This is a genomic window from Deinococcus koreensis, from assembly GCF_002901445.1.
Taxonomy (GTDB): domain Bacteria; phylum Deinococcota; class Deinococci; order Deinococcales; family Deinococcaceae; genus Deinococcus; species Deinococcus koreensis.
In genome coordinates, this window is the sequence record NZ_PPPD01000002.1 from 186765 (window position 1) to 208972 (window position 22208).

The following is a 22208-nucleotide window of genomic DNA, read 5'->3' on the forward strand; positions in this document are numbered from 1 at the left end:
GAGGGAGGGGCATGACATGAGCGAGGCTGCCGAACCGACACGCAGAGCCCGGGGACATCCCATCGAGGCCAGCACCTGGTGGGGGGCGCGCGGCGCCTGGCCTGAGGTGTCCACCGCCCAGGTGCACACGCTGCTCGCCGAGGGCTCTGCCCTGGTGCTCGATGCACGGCCCCAGCTGGAATGGGCGATCAGCCATCTTCCGGATGCCATAACCGTCGGGCCGAAGCCGGGCGTGGCCATGAGCGACTACGTCGGTGATGTGCGGGGCATCGCGCGGCTGGCCCATGGAGACTGGTCGGTGCCGCTGCTGATCTACTGCAACGGCCCCTACTGCCGCAAAACCACCCGCCTCGCCGCCGAGCTTGAGAACGCAGGTTTCACGGATATCCGCTGCTATCACCTGGGTGCGCCCGTCTGGCGGGCGCTGGGGGGTCTGATGGTCACCGAGAGAGAAGGGGCGGTCTACATCTTCCAGCAGGATCAAAGTGCGTGCTGGGTGGATGCCAGAAGTCGCGCTGGCGGCCTGCCCGCCCATGTGCCGTGCGCCGTGCGCCTCCCTCCAGGCAGCGTGACCGCCGCCAAGAATGACGGCCGGCTGCCCATGCAGGATCACAACACCCGAATGGTCGTCTTCGGCGACACCATCCATGAGGCCAGGAGCGTCGCGCAGGAACTCATCTCGCACGCCTTTCACAACGTCACGTACTTCAACGGCCCGGCCCGACTCCTGTCCACGACCCTTCAGGCGGCGGGCCCGGGGAGGCGTCACCACATCCAGACCCACCGTCGTCGATCGGCCGAAGTCACGTCCTCACCGTCCGGTGAGACATCAAGAGAAAATACAAGTTCCGCAAAGCTGTTCGCCCTCGGTATCCTGGTTCTGCTGACCCCCGCGTCGGCCCACAGGGCCTGCCTCTCGGCCGCGTCTTCCCCAATGCCCGACTTCGCGGCGTTCACGGTTCAGGCGTGGTCATCTCCCCTGGCGGCGGCCAGCCGGCATGACCACGCGGCGACGTCGTTCTCCTCCCCCAAAAGACCTTCCCTGCTCCTTCGCGCGGTCTACGGCGTGCGCCTCACACCCCAGATCCCAGGACTCCAGCCGGTGTCCCAGCACTTCGCCTGGGGGCCCTTGGATCAGGCAGGGGGGCAGAGCGCAGGAGTTTCCCAGGCACTGAACACGGTGGAGCACCTGCGAGAGGAGCGCCAGCCAGAACGTCCGGCTGTCCTCTCCGCTGGTGACTCCCCGGCAGTGGATGATGCCGGAATTCAACACTTCCCTTCTCTTCCTTGAAGAGGGAGTTTTGACGGGTAGTCAATGCATACCGTTCAGCTATCGCTGAATCAGCCCAGCGCACCGTACCTCTCTGTCCCCGATCTGCGGTTGTCAAGCCCTATTCTGGGTAATTTGGCCTCACCTGGAGGACGGACGCGAGCTGCCTTGCCAAAACCTACCCTGATCTGGGAGGTTTAGATGAAACAAGCTCAGTTCAGCAGGTCGACTGGATAGCTGACCAGAAGCGTTCAGTAGTGTCGGCGACAGGACGTTGCCTGACACAACCCACTTCGTCCCAATAGACTTTTCAGGAGTTCTGATATGAAACTTAGCACACCGGCTCTTATTCTTTCTGCCGTCCTTACCGTCTCCTCGACCACCGCTTCCGGTCAACCCGTCCAGAACATTCCTACACTTCCGATTGTCAGCGGAGATGCGGCCAATTCAATGAGCTACGACACGCTGTACACCGAGAGCAACTGGCAGAGAATTGAGCTGCCTGGCGAGGTCATCTCGCAGCTCGGCAACCTCCGCACGCTGCAGCTGGAGGTAAAGAATCTTCCGGCAAACGTGAAGATCAAGCTGTCGACGAAGTCCGGCCCCCTCAACACCATCGGCCTGGAGGTTTCCCGAACCAACAAAGCCATCCGCGTCCGTCAGCCCGGTCTGTTCGTCCTGACCAATCCCGACACCCGCAGGAGCTTCAGCTTTCAGCTGATGGTGACGGGTCAAGGGCAGTAGAGTCTGACTCCTCCGGCCTCCGGTTCCCCGCTGCTCGCCCTCATGGGCGCCCGTGAACCGCTCAGCCCGCGGCGGCCGGCTCCAGCTGTCCAATGAGTTTGCGCAGCTTTTCGGTATCGGCGTGGAAGCCCCGGATGCCCTCGGCCAGCTTGTCGTTCGCCATCGGGTTGCTCGCCAGCGCCCAGCGGAAGTCGGCCTCACTGAGGGTGGCCTCGTGCCGGGTGGCAGCGACCGGGGTGAGCGCCGCTTCCAGCGGGGTCTGGTCGGCGGCCAGCTCGCCCAGCAGCGCGGGGCTGACCGTCAGACGGTCGCAGCCGGCCAGCGCGCGCACCTGCGCCGCCGAGCGGAACGAGGCGCCCATGACCACCGTCGGGTAGCCGTGCGCCTTGAAGTGCGAGTAGATCGTCCGCACGCTCTGGACGCCGGGGTCGGTCTCGACCGGGTAATCGGCCGTGCCCGTGCTCTTCTTGTACCAGTCGGTGATCCGCCCGACGAACGGCGAGATCAGGTAGGCCCCGGCCTGCGCCGCCGCGATGGCCTGCTCCAGGCTGAACACCAGCGTCAGGTTGCAGCGGATGCCCTCGGCTTCCAGCACGCGGGCCGCCTGCACGCCCTCCCAGGTGGTCGCCAGCTTGATCAGGATGCGCTCCCGGCCCACGCCCTGCTCACCGTACAGCGCGATCAGGTGCCGGGCCTTGGCGATCATGGCGTCCGCGTCGAAGGAGAGCCGGGCGTCGACCTCGGTGCTCACGTAGCCGGGCACGATGCGGGTCAGCTCGGTGCCGATCCCCACGGTGAGCCCATCAATAGCCGCCTCCACGTCCCCGAGCTGCTGGGCCTTCCTGAGCGCCTCAGCGTACGCCGGGAGTTCGGCGGCCTTCAGGATCAGCGACGGATTGGTGGTGCAGTCCTGCGGCTGGTACTTGCGGATGGCGTCGAGGTCGCCGGTATCGGCCACCACCACGGAGAGCGTTTTGAGCTGTTCGAGTGCGTTCATGTCGTGTCCTCCCAGAGCGGCGGGTCGCGGGTCTGCCTGAGCGCAGCCTACTCCCCGTCCCTGAAGGGCGCACCCTGGACGGGCGGCGCCGGGGGCCGGAACCCTTTAGGCCACGCTCATTCCGGCCGGCCCAGTCCCGGTCATCCAGTCCAGATCATCCAGTCCAGGTCAGTCCGCTCAGCCCTGGTCGAGCAGCCGCTCGGCGCTGCGGGCGGCGGCGGCGGCGTGGTCGCGGTACTGCACGGTGGCGCCCGGCAGCTCCCGCCCCAGCAGCGCCGGAAACTGCGAGCTGATCCGGAAGGCGCCGCCGGTGGCCGTGACCGGCAGCGGCCCGGTGCGCGCCTGCACCCGCCGCGCCAGCTCCGCGAGCGACCGCGCCGCGCCCTGCAGCAGGGCGTGGGCTTCCGGGTCGCCCGCGTCGGCCGCGCGGCCCACCGCCGGGGCAAGCCGGGCGAGGGCGGCGGCCCCCGCATCGGCGTAGGTGTAGGCGCGCAGGCTGTCCCAGTCGAGCCCGCCGGTCAGCGCTCCCACCTCGGTGGCCAGCAGGCCCACCGGGGTCTCGCCGCGGTCCAGCGTGGCCGTGATCTGCCGCAGCGCCGAGCGCCCGATGTCGGAGCCGCCGCCATCGTCGCCCAGCTTGAAGCCGTAGCCGCCGGCCCGCACCACCGCGCCGGCCGGGGTGACGTGGTAGGCCACCGAGCCGGTGCCGGCGTACAGCAGGATGCCCTCGCCGGCGCCCAGGTGGGTGCGGTAGGCCAGATCGAGGTCGGATTCCACCCCGACGGCCGGTTCGCCCAGTCCCACGGCGCTCGCCAGCACGGCCCTGACCTGCAGGGCGCGCCCAGATCCGGCGCTCAGCCCCGGCATTCCGGCGTGCAGGGCGTCCGGACGGCCCGGCAGCGCGGCCACCAGGGCGGCCAGGTTGTGCTCGCCGGCCGGCGTGCCCAGCAGCGCCGCCGTCAGCGGCGGGGCCACGCCGTCGGCCACCACCTGCCCGCCGCGCAGCAGGGCCCACTTGGTCGCGCTGCCCCCGGCGTCCAGGCCCAGGGACAGGCCGGATCGGCTCATCCCCCCACCGGAGGAGCGCAGGGAGACAGTGAAGGTCGGGACGAACGGGTCATGCTGCCGATTGTCGCATCTGGCGGTAAAGAACGCCCCAGGACACCTGTTCACCCAGTTCACCATGGGCTCCCGCCGGCCCCGTAACCTGCCCCTGGCCGCGCTCCCGCGCCGGCTCCCGGAGGTTCCCATGAAGATCAGCCCCACCATGAGCCTGGACGCCGTGCTGGAAAAGCTCGGCCCACAGAATGCCACCGACTACGAAGCCAGCGTCATGCGCGACGTGCTGGTGCGCAGTTTCGACGGCCAGGAACTCGACTCGCTCAGCGAGGCCGAGTGGCTGCGCGCCTACGGCGAGATGAACGCCGAGAAGACCACGGGCAGCCACACGACGACCCACTCGGGGGAGAAGCTGGCGTAAGGCCGGTGGTTCGCCCCCCTTCCCATGCCCGGGCCTCCTACACTGGCTGGGCATGAGTCGTTTGGCCCCCTCCACCGCACCGCCGCCCCAGAGCGAACTCGGCCAGCTGCTCCGGCTGGCGGGGCCGGTGATCGTCTCGCAGTTCTCGGTCAATGCCCTGGCGCTGGTGAGCACGGCGGTGAACGGCCGCCTGGGGCCGGGGGCGCTTGCCGCGGCCGCCTACGGCAACGCCGTGTACTACCTGGGCTTCCTCGCGCTGCTGGGGGTGATGCTCTCGGTCGCCCCGCGCGTCGCCGCTGCCCACGGTGCGCGGGAGCCCCGGCGGGTGGGCCTGACCCTGCAGGCTGGTCTCGTGCTCGCCGGCCTGCTCACGGCCGCCTTCCTGCCGGTGGCCTTCGTGGCCGCCCACCTGATCGCCCAGTTCCCGCCCCCCGGACTGGATGGCCCGCAGGCGGCGCAGTACCTACGGCTGTACGCCCTGGGCATGCCGGGCGCGCTGGCCTTCACGGCGCTGCGCGGCGCACTGGAGGGCACCGGCCAGCCGCGCACGGTCACGGCGGTGGCGCTGGCCACCGTGCTGCTCGCCGCCGGGCTGAGTCCGGCGCTGGCCTTCGGCTGGGGCCCGCTGCCCGCCCTGGGCGTGGTCGGCACGGCCCTGACCAGCGCGCTGGCGGCCTGGGGGAGCGCCCTGGCGGCCCTGGGGCTCGCCCGGCGGCGGGTGCCGGCCGCGGCGTCTTCCCGTGGGGAACTCTGGGCCGAGGTGCGGGCCCTGGCGCGGCTGGGCTGGCCCATCGGCCTGACCCTGGGCGCCGAGGGCGGCCTGTTCACCGTGACCTCCCTCCTGATGGCCCGCTTCGGGCCGGAGGTGCTGGCGGCGCACAACGTGGCCCTGCAGGTCATCACGGCCGTATTCATGGTGCCGCTGGGCCTGGCGACTGCCACCGGCATCCGCGTGGGCTATCACCACGGCGCCGGCCGACCGGGGGCGGCCCGCCGGGCGGGTCTGCTGGGGGCGGGCCTCGCGGCGGCGATCATGCTGGCCTGCAGCCTGAGCTACGTGCTCATTCCCAGGAGCGTGCTCTCCGTTTTCCTGGACGTCCACATCCCCGCCAACGCGGCGCTGGTGTCGGCCGCGTCGGGCTTCCTCCTGATCGCCACGCTGTTCCAGCTCTTCGACGGCCTGCAGGTCACGGCCAACGCCGCCCTGCGCGGGCTGCAGGACACCCGGGTGCCCATGCTGGTGTCCCTGAGCGCCTACTGGCTGGTCGGCCTGGGCACCGGCAGCCTGCTGGCGTTCGGCCTGGACGTGGGGCCGCGCGGCCTGTGGTTCGGCCTCACCGCCGGCCTGAGCGTGGCGGGGGTGCTGCTGCTGTGGAGGTTCCTGCGGCTGACCGCCCGCCTGGATCGGGCGGCCCAGGCGGCGTAAGGCCGTGTTCATCGACGAAGGGGAACAGGGCAGACCTGCCGTTTCCCTTCGCCGTGCCTCAGCGGTTCTGCGGAAAGCCCAGATCGATCTGGCTCTTCGCCGGATCGGGCCAGCGCGAGGTGATCACCTTGGAGCGGGTGTAGAACTTGATGCCTTCGGGGCCGTACATGTGGGTGTCGCCGAACAGGCTGGCCTTCCAGCCGCCGAAGGAGTAGTACGCCACGGGCACGGGGATGGGCACGTTGATGCCTACCATGCCGACCTGGCACTCGAACTGGAACTGCCGCGCCGCGCCGCCGTCGCGGGTAAAGATCGCGGTGCCGTTGCCGTACTCGTTCTCGTTGATCAGACGCAGCCCCTCCTCGTAGGAGGGCACGCGCACCACGCACAGCACCGGCCCGAAGATCTCGTCCCGGTAGGCGTCCATGTGCTCCTTCACGTGGTCGAGCAGCGAGACGCCCAGGAAGAAGCCGTTTCCGTCGAACTGCTGCGTTCTTCCGTCCACCACGACCGTCGCGCCCTGCGCCTCGGCGCTGGCGATATAGCCGGCCACCCGGTCGCGGTGCTCGCGGGAGATCAGCGGGCCCATCTCGTTCTGCGGATCGCTGCCGGGGCCGACCTTCAGGGCCGGCAGGCGGCTGGAGATGGCATTCACCAGCTCGTCGCCCACGTCTCCCACCGCCAGCACCACGGAGATCGCCATGCAGCGCTCGCCGGCACTGCCGTAGGCCGCGCTCACGGCGGCGTCGGCGGCCATGTTCACGTCGGCGTCGGGCAGCACGAGCATGTGGTTTTTCGCGCCGCCCAGGGCCTGCACGCGCTTGCCGTGCTCGGTGCCCTTCTGGTAGATGTAGCGGGCAATCGGCGTGCTGCCCACGAAGCTCACGGCCGCGATGTCCGGGTGCTCCAGCAGGGCGTCCACCGCGACCTTGTCGCCATGGATGACCGTGAACACGCCCTCCGGAATGCCCGCCTGCCCCAGCAGCTCCGCGATGAACAGGCTGGCGCTGGGATCCTTCTCGGAAGGCTTGAGGATGAAGGCATTGCCGCAGGCGAGCGCGTTGCAGATCATCCACAGCGGCACCATGGCCGGGAAGTTGAAGGGCGTGATGCCCGCCACCACCCCCAGCGGCTGCTGGATGGAATACACGTCCACGCCGGTGCTCGCGCCCTCGGAGTAGCCGCCCCGGAGCAGGGTGGGGATGCCACAGGCGAAATCCACGTTCTCGATACCGCGCGCGATCTCGCCCAGGGCGTCGGCGTGCACCTTGCCGTGTTCGCGGGTCAGGATGCGGGCCAGGTCGTCGCGCCGCGCGTCGATCAGCGCGCGGAAGCGGAACATGATCTCGGCGCGCTTGCTGAGCGGCACCAGGCGCCAGGTCTTCGCCGCAGCGGTGGCCTGAGCGACGGCCGCATCGATCTCCTCCACGCTGGCGAGATCGACCAGCCCCTGCACTTCACCCGTGGCGGGGTTGTACACCTTCGCGGAGCGGCCGGACGTGCCGGGGGTCGGGCGTCCGTTGATCCAGTGGGAGATGATGGCGGGCTTGATAGCAGTGTCAGTCATGGTGGTCTCCTCTTCTCAACTGCATGGAATCAGGGGCTTTTTGTAGAATGCCTTATGACGCGTATTTCCTTGCAGTTTCCTTGGAAATGGGTGCCTGAGGGGAATGAGGCGGCTTGGTGGTACGCGTTCAGTCAATATCGCCACTTCGCGGACTTACCTGCTCCCTGTCCCATCTGTAGCAACAAATCCCTTCACCAACATCACGGCTTTATTCGGCTGGATCGGATATGGATAGACGACATCGTGTGGGCAGGTAAGTCGAGCTATTGGTCTTGGTGTTCATCCTGTTATTCCTACATGCATGCTCAGGGGCGTGCACCGCTTTCATGGGTGATCAGTGATCCTACAAGACTCGCCGTTCCGTTAAATCAGTTGGGAGCCATTCCAGAAGCTCTGGAATTGGAAAGGCTAAGACGTATAGCGGCGAACGACACCTGATAAATCAACTTTAGTCCGCCGCCACGCCGACCCGCAGCCGCTCGTCCACCAGCGCCAGGGCCTCCTCGTACACGTCCAGGCCGGCGTCCAGCTCCTCTTTGGTGATGATGAGCGGCGGGCAGACCCACAGGAAATTGAAGCGGCTGTAGGCGTACACCTGCCGGCTCTTGATGTGCCCGGCGAGCAGCCCCATCTCAGGACTCGTGCCGTTGAAGGGCGCCAGCGGCTCTTTCGTCGCCTTGTCCCTCACGAGTTCCAGCACCGAGAACAGGCCCTTGTAGCGCACGTCGCCCACGCAGGCGTATCTGGCCTTCATGGCCTCCAGGCGCTGCGCGAGGTGCGCGCCCAGTTCGTCCACCCGCGCGAAGATGCCCTCTTCCTCGTAGATGGCGAGGTTCTCCACGCCCGCCGCGCAGCTCACCGGATGCCCGGAGTACGTCAGGCCGCCCCACAGCATGTGATCCTCGAAGTAGTTCGCCACGCGCTCGTTCACGATCACCGCGCCCAGCGGCATGTAGCCGCTCGTGAGGCCCTTGGCGCAGGTGATGATGTCGGGCAGGATGTTCCAGTGCTGCGTGGCGACCCACTTCCCGGTGCGCCCGAAACCACTCATGACCTCGTCGGTGATCAGCAGGAGGTCGTATTTGTCGCACAGGGCGCGCAGTTTGGGGTAGTAGTCGTCCGGCGGCACGAGCAGGCCGTTCGAGCCCGTGATCCCCTCGACCAGAATGGCGGCGATGGTGTGCGGCCCCTCCATCTGGATGATCTCCTCGATGTGCGACACGCATTCGCGCCCGCAGGAGTCCGGCGTTTTGCCAAACGGGCAGCGGTAGCAGTAGGGGTCGAACACGCGCACCACGCCGGGAATGCCCGGCTCGACCGGCCAGCGCCGGGGATCGCCCGAGGCGGTCATGGAGCCCATGGTGGCCCCGTGGTACGAGCGGTAGCGCGTGATGATCTTGTCGCGCCCGGTCACCAGCCGCGCCATCTTGATCGCGTTCTCGTTGGCCTCCGAGCCGCCCAGGGTGAAGAACGCCTTCGCCAGCCCGGTCACCTCGGCCAGCTTCTGCCCCAGCAGGCCGCGCGGCTCGGTGGCGAAACTGGGGCCCGCGAAGCACAGCGTATCGACCTGCCTCTTGATGGCGCCCAGCATCCGCGGGTGCTGGTGCCCCACGTTCAGGTTGATGAGCTGGCTGGAGAAGTCGAGCCAGGGCTTACCCTCGCCGTCGAAGAAGTGGCTGCCCTTCCCGCCGGTCATCACCATCGGCGTGGAGGCGCCCTGCACGCTCCAGGAGAACATGGTGTAGTCGCGGTTCATCTGCGCGATGTCGTGCGCGGACGCGACGCCGGGGCGATCCTGGGTGCTGGTCATGCGGCAAACCTCCTGAGGGGGCGGGTGGAAGAGGCCCCATTCTCCGCCTCCAGGCCCACCCGACTCAAGAGACAGGGTGTCCAGTTGGAGCGCCGCTTCCTACCAGTGCCCGTGCACCTGCGCGCGGATCAGCTCGTCGTAGACCTGCTGAACCGCAACCATCTGCTCCGCCGTCAGCTCGGGCAGATCGGCCGCCGCCGCGTTGGCCTCGACCTGGGCCGGGTTCCGCGCGCCGGGGATCGCGCAGGTCACCTCGGGGAACATCAGGATCCAGCGCAGGGCGAACCCCGCCAGGGTCTGCCCCGCCGGCACCAGTGGGCGCAGGCGCTCGACCGCCTCCAAGCCCGTCTCGTAGTCCACGCCGGAGAAGGTCTCACCCTTGTCGAAGGCCTCGCCGTGGCGGTTGAAGGCCCGGTGGTCGCCCTGCTCGAAGGGCGTATCGGCGCGCAGCTTTCCGGTCAGCAGGCCGCTCGCCAGCGGCACGCGCGCCAGGATGCCCACGTCGGCCGCGCGGGCGGCAGCGAAGAAGGCGTCGGCGGGTTTGAGGCGAAAGGCGTTGAAGATGATCTGCACGGTGGCCACGCCCTCGTGCCGGATCGCCTCCAGCGCCTCGTCCACCAGCTCCACGCTCACGCCGTAGGAGCGCAGCAGCCCCTCCTGCACGAAATCGTCCAGCACGCCGAACACTTCGGGCTGGCGGTACAGCTCGGTGGGCGGGCAGTGGAGCTGCAGCAGGTCGAGGGCGTCCACCTCCAGATTTTTCAAGGAACGCTCGATGAAGCTGCGCAGGTTCTGTCGATTGTATCCGGCGGCTTCATGGGGATTCAGACGCCGGCCCGCCTTCGTGGCGACATAAAACGGCTCCGGTCGCTCCCGCCGCAGCCGGGCGATCAGCCGCTCGGAGTGGCCGTCGCCGTACACGTCCGCCGTGTCGAAGAGGGTGATGCCCAGGTCAAGGGCGCGGTGCAGCGCGGCCATCGACTCCTCATCGTTCACCTCGCCCCAGGTGCCGCCGATGGCCCAGGCGCCGAAACTGATGGTCGAGACGTCGTAACCGGTCTTGCCGAGCCTTCGGTACTGCATGGTCACTCCTCTGGGCGGGGCTGATCTCCGCCGGAGCCGGGGGTGGGGTGAGACAGGGCCAGCGCGACACCGAGACTGAGCTGTCGCTGCGGACTGTCCAGATCGCCCAGCATGCCACGCAGCTGCTCGAGGCGGTAGTACACGGTCTGGCGCCGCACGCCCAGCCCGCGCGCCACGACCGCCACGTTGAAGCGCTGGGTGATCAATGCGTCCAGCGTGCCCAGCAGGGTCGCGCGCGGCCGGGCCGGGAGGGAGAGCAGCGGCCCCAGCTGCGCCGCGCGGAACGCCTCGGCCCGCCCCGTCTCGTGCAGCGCGAGCACCACGGCGCCCAGCCCGTCGCCGGGGTCGGCCCCCCGCCGGCCCAGGATGCGCTCGTGGGCGGCGCGGGTCAGGTCGGCAAAGCGCACCTCGTGGGCGAACGTGATCAGCGGAAATTCGATCAGCCGCGCGGTCTGCAGCAGTTCGGCCGGCACCTCGCGCAGCGGCCCCACCAGTTCCAGCGCCAGTCCGTGCGCGCCGCCCTGGGCCAGCGAGCGCAGGTAGGCCACGCGGGCGTCGGGGGCGGCGCGGGCCACCTCCAGTCCGGTGCTGAGCAGCAGTTCGCCTCCGCTCAGGAACCGCGCGGCGTCCAGCACCTCCGAAACATGCACCCAGGTGACCTCCTGCACCAGTTGCCCCGGCGCGCTGAGCACCTGCGCCCCGCCGAAGGCGGGCAGCGTCAGCAGCTCGGCGAGGGTGGGGAGCATGGGGCCATGCTAAGGGCTGTTGCCCCCAGGGAACCCCCTCGATCCGGTGTGTCTCGACCAGCCCGTTACGCACCTGAGGTCACGCCTTCCCGAACTGAGTCTCAGCACCGCCGCCGTACGGACTCACGAAGCGTCAGGCTTGACCCGCTACCGTGCTCTGTATTCGGGTGTCTGTCCATCTGTTTACGCACTTGACGAAAAATTCAGCCTTCATCCCCACTGGCTGTCTGCCTTGAATGAAGGTTGCCTCCCCTCATCTCACCGTGTTCCGAGGTTCTTTATGGCTCGCCCCTCTCCGATCAACCTGGTCTCGCCGTCCCACCGTCGCCGGTCCGTCTCCCTGGCGGCCCTGCTCCTCGGTCTTTCCACCCTCTCCTCCTGCCGACTCACGGGATCAGGTGAACTCCCTCCGACGTCCAGTCAGACGATCCGAACCGCGACCACTTATCTGAGTGACCAGCCTCTCCTGACGGGCAAGACGGCGCCGCTGGCAGCGGGCAAGGCTCTGCCCAACGGCCTGGCGGTGCAGGCGGGCTCGACCCTGGAATACAACGTGGGCGCGCAGTGCCGCACCTTCAGCGCCCAGATCGGCCTGGCTTCCAGCGCGGCGGCCGACAGCACGGTCACCTACAGCGTCCTCGCAGATGGCCGGAGCATGTTCGGGCCATCTGAAGTGAGAAGCGGCGCGGCGCCCCAGACAGTCAATGTGGATATCGAGGGAGTGGAGCGCCTGAAGCTGGTGGTGGAATCCAAATCCGGCGCCAAGAGCGTTCAGGCCAACTGGAAAGAGGCGAAACTCTCGGGATGTGTGACCTACTCCGGCCCGATTGAAGTGGGGCCGAGCGCGACCTCGCCGATCGTGATCACCGGCAATTTCCGCAGTGACGACCCGAAGGTGCCGGCCATCCGGATCGAGACGACCCAGCCGGTGGTGATCCGTAACTGTACGGTCGCGGGGCGAGGCCACCTGATCAGCAACTCGCGGGCCGGGGCGAACGTGAAGATCCAGAACTGCCGGGGGTTTGGCCTGAACCCCTACGTCAGGATGGTCAACCCTGGTCGCTTCGTGGCGATTGAGGACGGCTCCAGCCTGGTGGTCGAGAACAGTTATCTGAAAAACACGGGCGGAATCTATCTGCTGGGCGGATCGACCCGGACGACCACCATCAAGATTCTCAGGAACCGGGCCCTGAACATCGATGGCCGCCGCAGCGACGGTGCTGGGGGCTGGCTGATCCCGGCGCCCGGCGACAATCCGGAGAAGTTCGTTCGGGCCCAGTTTGTCCAGTTCAACAAAGTTGTGGGTGTCTCCGATGCTGAAATCGCCTGGAACCGTGTCGAAAACGAGCCTGGTCACAGCCGGGTGGAGGACAACATCAATATGTATGCCTCCAGTGGCACGCCTGCCCACCGTATCCGGATCCACCACAACCTGATCAGAGGGGCCTATCAATACCCCCTCAGTCTGCAGAGTTACAGCGGGGGCGGGATCATCACGGACGGCTGCCTCTCGCGCTACATCGACATCAGCGAGAACACGGTGCTGGAGACGAGCAATCACGGTATCGCCATCGCCAACGGTGAATACGTGGCCATTCAGAAGAATAGGGTGTACGGTTCCGGACTGCTTCCCGACAACAGTTTTTCAGGTGGAGACGACAACGGGATCTACGTGCGCTGGGCCGGGAACTGCGACCAGCGCGGCATCAACTTTGGCAGCAACATCGTGGCGTACAACAATATCGGCTTCGCGCAGCCGAGTGCCGCCGACCGGGCGAGGCGCCGGGATCTGGCCATCGCCAACGCCAGGTCAGGCACGCCCCTGGCCACGGCGACGGACAACTCCTCCGCTCTCCCTTCCGACAGCTGTCTCATCTGCACCGACTCGGAACTGATCAAGAGGGCCATCACCGACTGGGAGCAGCAGGCCGTGGCCAGCGGAGTCGAGGTGGGAACTCAGTAGCACTGGGGCTCGGCGGGTGAGCTGACCTCCCAAGCCGAGGGCCAACCGGAATGCGACTCTGGCTCTTCTTCTGGCCAGAGCGCTCGGAACCTCATCTGTGGTTTCGCCGTCGGGGCGGCCTGTTCCATTCCGCCCTTTACGTCGATCTGTTCCTGTCGGCGGAGAGAAGGAGTGTCCGCGCCGAATCTGTGGACAGTTCAACCTCAGGTCGGAGAACTCCATGGCAGACTGCTGCTGGCGCTTATGGATGGCCGTTGAGACTCCGCATCTGTGAAGCTGGCTGTCCTGGGCTGGCCCCCGTGACGCCAGCTGTCTAAGTCTTCGGGAGCGGGCCGTCCATTCATTTCCCCGGCACGACACGTGCGTAGGCGACCGGATCGGTCGCGCCCTCGGTCGAGATCACCAGCACCGAATTCTCCGCCGTGAGGCCCAGCGCCTGCCGGGCCGCCCCAGCCTGCGCGCCGCTCAGCAGTTCCAGGAGTCCCCCGGCACCGGCGGCCCCGCTTTCCCCGGAGATCACGCCGTCCTCGGACAGCAGCCTCATAGCCTGCTCGGCGCGGGCGTCGGGGATGGCGACCGAGGCGCTCAGGCCGGCTTGCAGCAGCGGCCACGCCAGCGGCGAGGTGTTGCCGCAGTTCAGCCCGGCCATGATCGAGGAGTGCGGGCCGGGCACCCCCGTCAGCGCGCCGGCCTCCAGCGAGCGCAGGACGCAGTCAGCGCGGGTCGGTTCGACTCCCACCACGTGCGTCTGGCGGCCGGGCGCACGGTAGTGCTGGATCACGGCGGCGGCGAGTGAGCCCACGCCCATCTGGACGGCGACGAGATCCGGTTGTGGTGCCTGGAGGGCTGCGAGCTGGGCGTCCATCTCCTGAAAAATGGTGCTATAGCCGGCGATGACCCAGCCGGGAACCCGGGTGTAGCCGTCCCAGGCGGTGTCGCTGATGACGATGTGGGTATCATCGGCGAGCCGGGCGGCGGCGAGCACGGCGTCGTCGTAGGAGCCAGGATGCACCTCGACCCGGGCGCCCTCCCCCTCGATGGCCTCTCGGCGGGCGGGCACCATGTCCTGGGGCACCACGATGTGCGCCCCGAGGCCCAGCCAGCGGGCCATGCGCGCCACCGCCCGGCCGTGGTTGCCGTCGGTGGCGGCCACCAGGGTCAGCGGCGCGTGGGCGCCCAATGTGTGGACGCTCAGCTGCCGGGCGAGATCATCCAGCGCGTTCCAGGGCCGGAAAGGGCCGAAGCGGTGGCCGAGTTCCCGGTAGGTCGCCCAGGACGCGCCCAGGATCTTGTAGGCGGGCAGACCGAGCCGCTGCGCTTCGTCCTTTACCCAGGCCTGTCGGACGCCCAATGCAGCGGCCAGGCCGGGCGCCGGCACCAGGGGGGTCGGGGCGTAGCCGGGCAGCCGGCGGTGGAACTCCAGCAGGCCCGGCTCCGTCGTGGTCTCGATGGTCTGGGGGGCCGGGTTGAAGTAGCGGCGTGGCTGTTCCGGCTCGGGAGGTCTGGAACTGGGCATCGGGCAGGCTCCTTCAGGTGCGCGAGGGTCAGGCGCAGAACGCGCGGAGGGTGGCCGCCAGCACGGCCCGGCACTGCCCGACCGACTCCAGATCCACCCACTCCTCGGCGCTGTGGGCGCCCGCGCCGTGCGGCCCGAAGACCACGGTGGAAATCCCGGCCGCCGCCAGGAAGGCCGAGTCCATCCAGAAACTCATGCCGGTGAGGGTGGGCGTCTGGTTCAGGATGAGCGTGGCCTGGCCGCGCAGCGTCTGGACGATGGGCGCGTCCACGGGCACCCCGAAGGGCTCGCGCACCAGGGTCGTCCGGTGCTCGGCACGGAAGGCCGGATCGCTGGCCAGGGGTGAGAGCAGGGCCGTCCACTCCCGCTCGATCTCCCCGGCCGTCTCGCCGGGCAGCGTGCGCCGCTCGACCTGCAGGGTGCAGCACTCCGGGTAACTGGACAGCTCCTGGCCCCCCTGAATCAGCGAGGCGTGCACCGACGCGTGCCCCAGCAATGGGTGGGGCGCCCGCGACCCGAGGTCGTGCCCGTACGCCTCGAGCTGCCCCAGCACGCGGCCCATGTGGGCGATGGCGTCGGTGCCCAGATCCGGGCGCGAGCCGTGCGCGGCGCGCCCGAAGGTGGTGATCTCATGCCAGGTGAAGCCCTTGTGCGCCACACAGAGTTCCAGGCTGGTCGGCTCGGTCACGATGGCCGCGTCGGCCGTGATCCGCCCCAGCACCGACTGGACGCCCAGGCTGGCGTATTCCTCGTCGGCCACCGCCGCCAGGATCACGTCGCCGCGCAGGCCCGCGCCCTGGGCGCCTTGCAGGGCCAGCAGGCAGGCCGCGAGTCCCCCCTTCATGTCGTAGGCGCCCCGGCCGTACAGGCGCCCATCTTGAATCCGGGGCTCCAGCGCGTCAGGCATGTGGTCGGTACCCACCGTGTCCAGGTGAGCGCAGAGCAGCAGCGAGCGGCCCCCTCCGCTGCCCCGCACCGTGGCGATCACGCTCAGACGGCCCGGTGCAGCCTCGTCCAGCACAGCCTCGATACCGCGTTCACGCAGCCAGCCGGCGACCCAGTGGGCCAGCGCCGCCTCCCCAGCCGCCCCGGGCACCAGCGATGGATTGACCGAGTCGATGGAGACCAGGGCCGACAGCAGCTCGGGCAAGGTGTCCGGCAATGTGTCAGGCACGGGACTGAACCCACGCCACCGTCTTCCCGGCCAGCCGGTCGAGCGCCTCCACGCACTGGATCAGGTGCTCCTCCCGCGTGTCCTCGATCTTGTTGTGGCTGATGCCGCGCAGGCTCTGGACGAACAGCATGACCGTCGGCACGCCGGATCGCGCGACCTCGGCGGCGTCGTGCAGCGGGCCGCTGGGCAGGCGGTAAGCGGTGCCGGCCGTCTCGCGGATGCTCGCCTCGCAGGCGTCGATCAGCTCCGGGTGAAACGGGATGGGCTCGATGTGCCAGAGGTCGCCGAAGGTCACCGTGCAGTTGCCCTCGTCGGCGAACCGCTTCGCGGCCTCCTGCGCGCCTTGCCACATTGCCGCCAGCTTCCCCGCGTCCAGATGCCGCTGGTCGAGCGTAATCTCGCAGGTCTCGACCACACTGGTCACGATGCCCGGCAGGGTCTTGCAGCTCCCGATGGTGCATACCCCCCCGTGCCGCTCGGCGATGGTGTAGATCTCCTGCGCGAACTGCCCGGCGGCGCGGAAGGCGTCCTTGCGCACGTTCATGGGCGTGCTGCCCGAGTGCGCGGCCTGCCCGTGAAAGGTGACCGTGTGCCGCTCGACCCCCACCGTGCCCAGCACCGCGCCCAGCGGCAGCCCCAGCCCCTCCAGCACCGGCCCCTGCTCGATGTGCAGCTCCAGGTAGGCGGCGGCGTTTCTCAACTCCGCGCGGGCCTTGGGCGCGTCCGCCAGGGTCACGCCGACCCGGTTCAGCGCCTCTTCCAGGCTCACCCCGTCCCGATCCCTCAGCTTCTGCATCTCGGCGATGTCGATGTTCCCGCCCGCCGCGCTCGACCCGTACAGCGAGCGGCCGAAGCGGGCGCCCTCCTCGTCGGCCCAGTCGACCAGCTTGAGCGTCACCGGCGGGCGTCCCGAGTACTGCTCGTTCAGGTGACGCATGACCTCCAGACCCGCTAGCACGTTCAGACAGCCGTCCAGCCATCCACCGTTCGGCACCGAGTCGAGGTGCCCGCCGATGATCAGTACGCGGTCAGAGTCACCCTGCAGGGTCGCCCAGTGATTCCCAGCGGCGTCCATGTGCTGCGAGACGGGCAGGGCGTCCAGCTTCTCTTTCAAAAAGGCGCGAGCCTTCAACCAGGTGTCGGTAAACGCCACGCGCTGGGCGCCGTTCTCGTCGCCGGTCAATTCGCGCAGCGCCTTGAGTTCGTCGATGGTGCGCTGTGGATTCAGAGCCATGAACCAACATACCGAAAACACGTGTGCCAGATCGGTTCAGTCCATCGGTTTACTCTGCCCTGCGGCGGGTGCTGGAATTCGGACGAACGTGTCTCAAGGGTCGCCCCGGAGGCGGATCGTCCTGTTCCGGCTACCGTGCAGTTATGACTACCGACGATCTGCCTCAGGCCCTCGCCCATGAGTACGCCGCCATCGAGCAGGTAGTTGCGGTCGTCCAGGGCGGTTCGCGCACTACAGGCACGCAGGACGCGCGGTCGGACATCGACTTGTACGTGTACAGCCGCGAGCCCGTCCCTCTCCCAGCCCGGCGGGCAATCGCCCGGCAGTACGCCCGGCGGTGGGAAGTGGGGAACACCTTCACCGAGGAGGGTGACGTGCTGATCGAGCGGACGACGGGAACGGAGATTGACGTCATGTTCCGGCCGATCGCCTCCTTCGAGGCCCACCTTCACTACCTGTTCGACCACCATGAGGCGCGGATGGGCAACTCGACCACTGTGTGGCGCAACATTCGGACGTCCCGCATCCTGTCCGACCCCGAGGGCTGGTTCGCTCGCTTGCAAGGGCAGGCCGCCCGTGACTACCCGGACGACCTCGCCCGCGCCATCATCGCGCTGAACATACCCCTGCTGTCGGGCAGCATCTTCAGCTTCTCCTCGCAGGTGATCCTCGGGGTGCACCGCCGCGACATCGTGATCGTGAACGGAGTTCTGGCCAGGCTGCTGGACAGCTATTTCGACGTGCTTTACGCCCTGAATCGGACTCACCACCCCGGCAACAAGCGCCTGCTGACCCTGGCCGCCGGGCTGCCGCTGGTGCCGGCGGGTTTTGTAGAGGGCGTTGAACGCCTCCTATCGTTTACCCTGGCCACGCTGGACGAGGTGCCACGGCATCTCGACGCGGTGATTGAGCCACTGCTGCAACTAATAAAAGCCCAGGGGCAACTACCCGAACCGTGGGGCGAGGGCCAGCTGGAGTGAAGCTATGTGAGAGCATTTGTCCGAATTACAGCCGTAGACAAAGCAACCTGACGCATCCATTCTCTGCTCCGCAGCTTTGCAAGTCCCAGATACTCGGCCCAATTCACTCGCTCCGCTCGGTCATCAAGGACAAATACTCTGGGGAAGTTGAATCCAGTCTCAGCTGATCAGTGGCTCCACAGGGGCTTTCTGGACAGACCCCGCGACCTCGCCCAGCGTCATGAAAAGGGTGTTCAGCGATTCGGACAGCGTGGGGTGAGAGATCATGGCGTCCCGCAGGGCCGTGAAGGGCAGACGGCCCAGCATCGCCATCTGAAGGGCCGCCGTCACCTCGCCCCCCTCCGGCCCGAGGATCGCGGCGCCCAGAATCTGCCCGCTGGCGCGGTCAATGACAGCCTTCATCATCCCGGCGGTGCGCCCGGTCTCGATGGCGCGGGCCACGCTGGACATGGGCAGGCTGGCCACCAGCACGTCGTGCCCCTGGTGCCGGGCCTCGCGCTCGCTCAGGCCGATGCGCCCGAGCTGCGGATCGGTAAACAGGGTGTAGGTCGTGGTTCGCGCGGAAACTGGCCGCGCCTGGCCGCGCAGCAGATCGTCGCGCACCAGCCGGTAATCGTCGTAGGCGACGTGGGTAAACGCGGCGCCGCCCTTGACATCTCCCAGTGCCCAGATGCCCTCGACATTGGTTCGCAGGTGGTCATCCACGACCACGAAGCCGCGCGGATCGGTGTGGACGCCAGCCACCCCGAGGTTAAGGGCGTCCGTATTGGGTATCCGCCCGGTCGCCACCAGCAGGTGCCGGGTCTGGGCCTGCCCTGAGCCCCGAGGCGTCTCAAAACGCACCGTCACAGCGCCGCCCTCGCCTGACTCCACCCGCAGGCCGCGCACCCCCAGGTGAATCTCCAGTCCCTCGGCCTGGAGGGCCGCCAGCAGCGAGCGGGCGATGTCCGCGTCCTCCCGGTCTATCAGCTGTTCACCCTGGTGCAGCACCGTGACCCGGCTGCCGAAGCGGGCGAACATCTGCGCGAATTCCAGCCCGATATACCCGCCGCCGACCACCACCAGCCGCCCCGGCACCTCGTCCAACTCCATGATGCTGGTCGAGTCGAGCAGGTGGGGTACGAGGGCCAGGCCAGGGATGTCGGGCCGCGCCGGACGGCCCCCGGTGTTCAGAAAGATGCGGGGCGCGGTGAGGCGCTGCTCGCCGCCCTGGCCGCTGACCTGTACCTCGTGCGGGGCGCTGAAGCTGGCCTCGCCCCGGATCAGCGTGACGTTCGGAGCCGCCCGCAGGCCACGCTCGCTGCCGGCAGCGAAGGAAGCGACCAGGGCGCGCTTCTTGGCGCGGATTTCAGAGAGCTCAACCCGCACCTCGCCCGCGTACACCCCGAACTGCGCCGCGCGCCGCGCCCGGTGGGCCACCTCCGCGCAGGCGACCATCAGCTTGGTGGGCGTGCAGCCCTCATTGACGCAGGTGCCGCCCCAGTGGGCGCGCTCGATCAGGGCCGTGTGCAGGCCCGCCCGCCCCAGTTCGGCGGCCAGCGGCGTGCCAGCCTGACCGGAACCGATGATGATGGCGTCGTAGCCTTCGCTGTGCTTCTCGTGATCACTCATGCGGCCTCCAGAGAAGGGCGGTGCCGGGATCAGGAACGCCGGCACCGTTCCTGCCCAGCTTTACAGGAAACGGAAGACGATGGGGCAGTTCACGACAAAGCCCGTGGAGCCGAAGGCGGCGCCGCCGGGGCCGGTGATAAAGCCGCCCTTAGCCAGCCCGAGAATCTGGAACTCCTCGATCAGGCGCGAGCGGTAGCCGGCCGCGATGGCGGTCTTCGTCCACTCGTAGACGTTCAGATCCCACAGCGGGCTGTAGTCGGTGGCGACGGTGGGAATACCGCCCAGCACATTCAGCGGCCCTGCCACGCCCGCGCCGCCCAGCGCCGAGTTGAAGCCCTGGCGCTGCGGGTTGGCCTTCCCGGTCGGGCCATTGACGGCCGCGAAGAGGCGTTCCACCGCGCTGAAAGCGCCGTCGTCGCCGCCCACCGGCACGTCTCTGAGGGCCGGGGCCAGGGTCACGCCCTCCATTGCGGCGGGCAAGGCGCGAGGGGCGTCCAGGCTGAGGTACAGCACCGGCTTCGAGAAGCTGAAGCCAGGCGCGAGCTTCAGGGTCACGCTGCCGCCATTCTTGCCCTGAGGGGCGGATGGGGTGAGGGCTGGGCCTTCGGTCGGCATCGGTCTTAGAGGGGACAGGAACTTCGTCGGCCCCGGCGCCCGCTCACTTCAGGTCGGCGGCGCCGAAGGCGGTCATGACCTGCTGGCACCAGATCACGACGCTTTTGTAGTCGGTCAGCCGGGTGCCGGCGGGCAGAGCAAAGCTGAACTCACCCTTGAACTTCTTCAGCTCGCCCACCTTGAGGTATTTGCCTTTGGCGATCTGAACGTCGTTGGCGCCCTTCCGGGGCGCGGCGGCCTGGTACAGCCAGACCTGGAGGTCAGGGCCGACCTCGGTCTTGAAGTTCTTCAGTTCCAGCGTGGCCTTGCCGGCCTTCTGGACGATCCTCGCGCTGCCGCTGGTGGGGGCGCCCAGGGCATGGAAGGCGCCGGGCGTTACGGCGGGCATGGCAGCGGTGGCCAGCGAGGTCAGGGTGAGGGCGGACAGGATGGTCAGGGCCGTGCGGGTCAGGGTCTTCATGGTGGGGCTCCTTGGGGTGCCGGAATCGGCGGCGAGAGGGCGCAGGACGGGGGTCAGCGGTGAACGGGCAGGCGGAATTCGACATTGACGTCGGTGCGGGGATCGGCGCCGGGAATCGAGATGTGGTGGTCTTTGAAGGTGACGTCAAAGGCGGTCTTGACGGTGATGACCGAGCCGCCCGGCGGGTAGGTCAGGGTGACGGGCGCCCGCAGCGGCACGGACACACCGTTGAGGTCGAGCTGGCCCTCCACGGTCGCCAACACGGTCTGGCCGGGGCGAATGGCCGTGGCACCGCTGAGCGACGCGAAGGTAAATCGGGCCTGCGGGTGGGCGTGCGCCCCGATGTAGTTACGGGCGTGCTCGTCGCGCAGGGCAATGCCGGTGTTCAGCTTCGCCAGATTCACGATCACAACGCCGTGCGCGGTCGTCAGGTCACGCGGATCGAAGGTCACGCGCGGCTGCACCTGTCCGAGCTGACCGGGCACGGGAATGCCGGTGACCCGGAAATTGAAGGTGGCGGCGCCGCTGGCATCCGTCACGGTGATCGGCTGCGGGCCGGCACCCAGGTAGGCGCTCAGCCCCAGCGCCGCGCCGAGGCTGACGACTGCCAGGGCCGCCCCCACCCGACGGGACGGGAGATGGAACCCGGAGTGGGAAAGCAGGTGGATGGGGGCGGTGATGCCATTCATGGTGTTCCTCCTGACACTGCTACGCAACCGTCAAGTAGGAGGTTCACTGGTTACTAAACTCGTCTAGACAACTTTTATAAACGGCTTATTGTCGAAGGCGATGACAACATAGAAGCTCGTTTGCAACCCTTATTCTTGCCGATTGACAGTTACACAGTTACACTGGCCCCCATGACCCCGTCATTCGAATTCATCGGTGGGGATGTCAGCCTTGATCTGGTGAACACCCTGATGCACCGTGGGCACCCTGCTGGCGCCGACGACCTGTTGCAGACCGGGCACGACGTGCGCCGCTGGTTCCAGGAGGCCGGCGTGGTGTCGGCGCGAGAGGCGGACGCGCTCGATGCCGAGTCCGCCCTGTACGGCGCGCGCCGGCTACGGACGGCGCTCGATCAGCTCTACCGGCCCCTGAGCCGGCGGGATGCCCCGGCCACCTCGACTGGCCTCGACACCCTCAACGCCGTGCTGGCCCAGGGCCGCGAGCGCACCGAGGTGAGCCTGACCCCCCAGGGCTTTGCCCGCAGCACACGGCTGGAGGTGCTGGGGCCAATTGACCCGAGTGTTCAGGTTGCCCACGCGGCGGCGGCGCTCCTTGGCCGCCTCCAGCCGGCGCGGCTCAAGGAGTGCGAGAACCCGGACTGCGACCTGCTGTTCTACGACGAGAGCCGCAACGCCTCGCGGCGCTGGTGCGCCATGCAGTCCTGCGGCAACGTCACCAAACAGGCCCGCCACCGCTCGTCCAGACGCGCCCGGCAGGCCCCTGGAGCCCAGGTGGAGGCAAACCAAAGAGATTCATGACATGGATCGTCACGAATCTCCTGGTTAGAACGTTGTAGGAGGCAG

At 68.0% G+C, this 22208-nt stretch carries 20 protein-coding genes; 7 read left to right on the forward strand and 13 right to left on the reverse strand.

All coding sequences use genetic code 11. From position 1 onward, the window contains the following. The first annotated feature begins 121 nt into the window (after positions 1-121). Positions 122-1291: a rhodanese-like domain-containing protein gene (locus CVO96_RS17360; RefSeq protein WP_243398482.1), complete on the forward strand. Its 1170-nt coding sequence runs from the start codon at positions 122-124 to the stop codon at positions 1289-1291. 303 nt (positions 1292-1594) lie between these two features. Then, positions 1595-2014, forward strand: coding sequence for a hypothetical protein (locus tag CVO96_RS17365; RefSeq protein WP_133161835.1), 420 nt, complete (start codon positions 1595-1597; stop codon positions 2012-2014). 61 nt (positions 2015-2075) lie between these two features. On the opposite strand, the gene tal is transcribed toward CVO96_RS17365, so the two are convergent. Both tal and CVO96_RS17375 read right to left on the reverse strand, forming a co-directional pair. After that, positions 2076-3011, reverse strand: coding sequence for a transaldolase (gene tal, locus CVO96_RS17370; protein ID WP_103313709.1), 936 nt, complete (start codon positions 3009-3011; stop codon positions 2076-2078). Positions 3012-3188: 177 nt separating this feature from the next. After that, on the reverse strand, positions 3189-4079 hold the full coding sequence (locus CVO96_RS17375; RefSeq protein ID WP_103313710.1) for a BadF/BadG/BcrA/BcrD ATPase family protein: 891 nt from the start codon (positions 4077-4079) through the stop codon (positions 3189-3191). Positions 4080-4260: 181 nt separating this feature from the next. Between CVO96_RS17375 and CVO96_RS17380 the strand changes: the two genes are divergently transcribed. Further along, the gene (locus tag CVO96_RS17380) at positions 4261-4491 is read left to right on the forward strand and encodes a hypothetical protein (protein ID WP_133161836.1); all 231 of its coding nucleotides are present in this window, start codon (positions 4261-4263) and stop codon (positions 4489-4491) included. A 52-nt stretch (positions 4492-4543) separates the two neighbouring features. Then, positions 4544-5917 carry an MATE family efflux transporter gene (locus CVO96_RS17385; protein WP_103313712.1) on the forward strand — a complete coding sequence of 458 codons (1374 nt, stop codon included), beginning with the start codon at positions 4544-4546 and terminating at the stop codon, positions 5915-5917. Between the two features lie 58 nt (positions 5918-5975). Here CVO96_RS17385 and CVO96_RS17390 read toward each other — a convergent pair whose 3' ends face one another. From CVO96_RS17390 to CVO96_RS17405, 4 genes are all read right to left on the reverse strand, one after another. After that, on the reverse strand, positions 5976-7484 hold the full coding sequence (locus tag CVO96_RS17390) for a CoA-acylating methylmalonate-semialdehyde dehydrogenase (RefSeq protein ID WP_103313713.1): 1509 nt from the start codon (positions 7482-7484) through the stop codon (positions 5976-5978). A 448-nt stretch (positions 7485-7932) separates the two neighbouring features. Continuing rightward, positions 7933-9294, reverse strand: coding sequence for an aminotransferase class III-fold pyridoxal phosphate-dependent enzyme (locus CVO96_RS17395; protein ID WP_103313714.1), 1362 nt, complete (start codon positions 9292-9294; stop codon positions 7933-7935). A gap of 99 nt (positions 9295-9393) precedes the next feature. Continuing rightward, on the reverse strand, positions 9394-10377 hold the full coding sequence (locus tag CVO96_RS17400; RefSeq protein ID WP_103313715.1) for an aldo/keto reductase: 984 nt from the start codon (positions 10375-10377) through the stop codon (positions 9394-9396). 2 nt (positions 10378-10379) lie between these two features. Beyond that, positions 10380-11123 (reverse strand): PucR family transcriptional regulator, encoded by a 744-nt coding sequence (locus CVO96_RS17405; RefSeq protein WP_103313716.1) that lies wholly within the window; start codon positions 11121-11123, stop codon positions 10380-10382. A 139-nt stretch (positions 11124-11262) separates the two neighbouring features. Between CVO96_RS17405 and CVO96_RS17410 the strand changes: the two genes are divergently transcribed. After that, a complete protein-coding gene (locus CVO96_RS17410) occupies positions 11263-13086 on the forward strand; it encodes an NPCBM/NEW2 domain-containing protein (protein ID WP_133161837.1) in 1824 nt (607 codons plus the stop codon). Positions 13087-13426: 340 nt separating this feature from the next. On the opposite strand, the gene CVO96_RS17415 is transcribed toward CVO96_RS17410, so the two are convergent. The 3 genes from CVO96_RS17415 to CVO96_RS17425 are packed head-to-tail and all read right to left on the reverse strand — an operon-like array spanning position 13427 to position 17010. Next, entirely contained in the window at positions 13427-14602 is a 1176-nt protein-coding gene (locus CVO96_RS17415) for a diaminopropionate ammonia-lyase (RefSeq protein WP_103313718.1), read from the reverse strand. A 28-nt stretch (positions 14603-14630) separates the two neighbouring features. After that, a complete protein-coding gene (locus tag CVO96_RS17420) occupies positions 14631-15776 on the reverse strand; it encodes a M20/M25/M40 family metallo-hydrolase (protein WP_243398483.1) in 1146 nt (381 codons plus the stop codon). Further along, positions 15769-17010 carry a hydantoinase/carbamoylase family amidase gene (locus CVO96_RS17425; protein ID WP_103313720.1) on the reverse strand — a complete coding sequence of 414 codons (1242 nt, stop codon included), beginning with the start codon at positions 17008-17010 and terminating at the stop codon, positions 15769-15771. Before CVO96_RS17425 ends, CVO96_RS17420 begins: the two co-directional genes overlap by 8 nt. Positions 17011-17153: 143 nt before the next feature. Here CVO96_RS17425 and CVO96_RS17430 point away from each other — a divergent pair, with 143 nt between their 5' ends. Then, positions 17154-17990 carry a DUF4037 domain-containing protein gene (locus CVO96_RS17430; RefSeq protein ID WP_103313721.1) on the forward strand — a complete coding sequence of 279 codons (837 nt, stop codon included), beginning with the start codon at positions 17154-17156 and terminating at the stop codon, positions 17988-17990. A gap of 159 nt (positions 17991-18149) precedes the next feature. On the opposite strand, the gene CVO96_RS17435 is transcribed toward CVO96_RS17430, so the two are convergent. The 4 genes from CVO96_RS17435 to CVO96_RS17450 all read right to left on the reverse strand — a co-directional run bounded on the left by CVO96_RS17435 (position 18150) and on the right by CVO96_RS17450 (position 21365). Then, positions 18150-19601, reverse strand: a complete 1452-nt coding sequence (locus tag CVO96_RS17435) for a mercuric reductase (protein ID WP_103313722.1) — start codon at positions 19599-19601, stop codon at positions 18150-18152. Positions 19602-19661: 60 nt separating this feature from the next. Continuing rightward, entirely contained in the window at positions 19662-20156 is a 495-nt protein-coding gene (locus CVO96_RS17440; protein ID WP_207795368.1) for a hypothetical protein, read from the reverse strand. A gap of 103 nt (positions 20157-20259) precedes the next feature. Continuing rightward, positions 20260-20676: a DM13 domain-containing protein gene (locus tag CVO96_RS17445; protein WP_103313723.1), complete on the reverse strand. Its 417-nt coding sequence runs from the start codon at positions 20674-20676 to the stop codon at positions 20260-20262. Positions 20677-20729: 53 nt separating this feature from the next. Then, positions 20730-21365 (reverse strand): YceI family protein, encoded by a 636-nt coding sequence (locus tag CVO96_RS17450; RefSeq protein WP_103313724.1) that lies wholly within the window; start codon positions 21363-21365, stop codon positions 20730-20732. A 171-nt stretch (positions 21366-21536) separates the two neighbouring features. On the opposite strand from CVO96_RS17450, the gene CVO96_RS17455 reads away from it, so the two are divergent. After that, entirely contained in the window at positions 21537-22163 is a 627-nt protein-coding gene (locus CVO96_RS17455; protein WP_103313725.1) for a CGNR zinc finger domain-containing protein, read from the forward strand. Positions 22164-22208 lie beyond the last annotated feature (45 nt).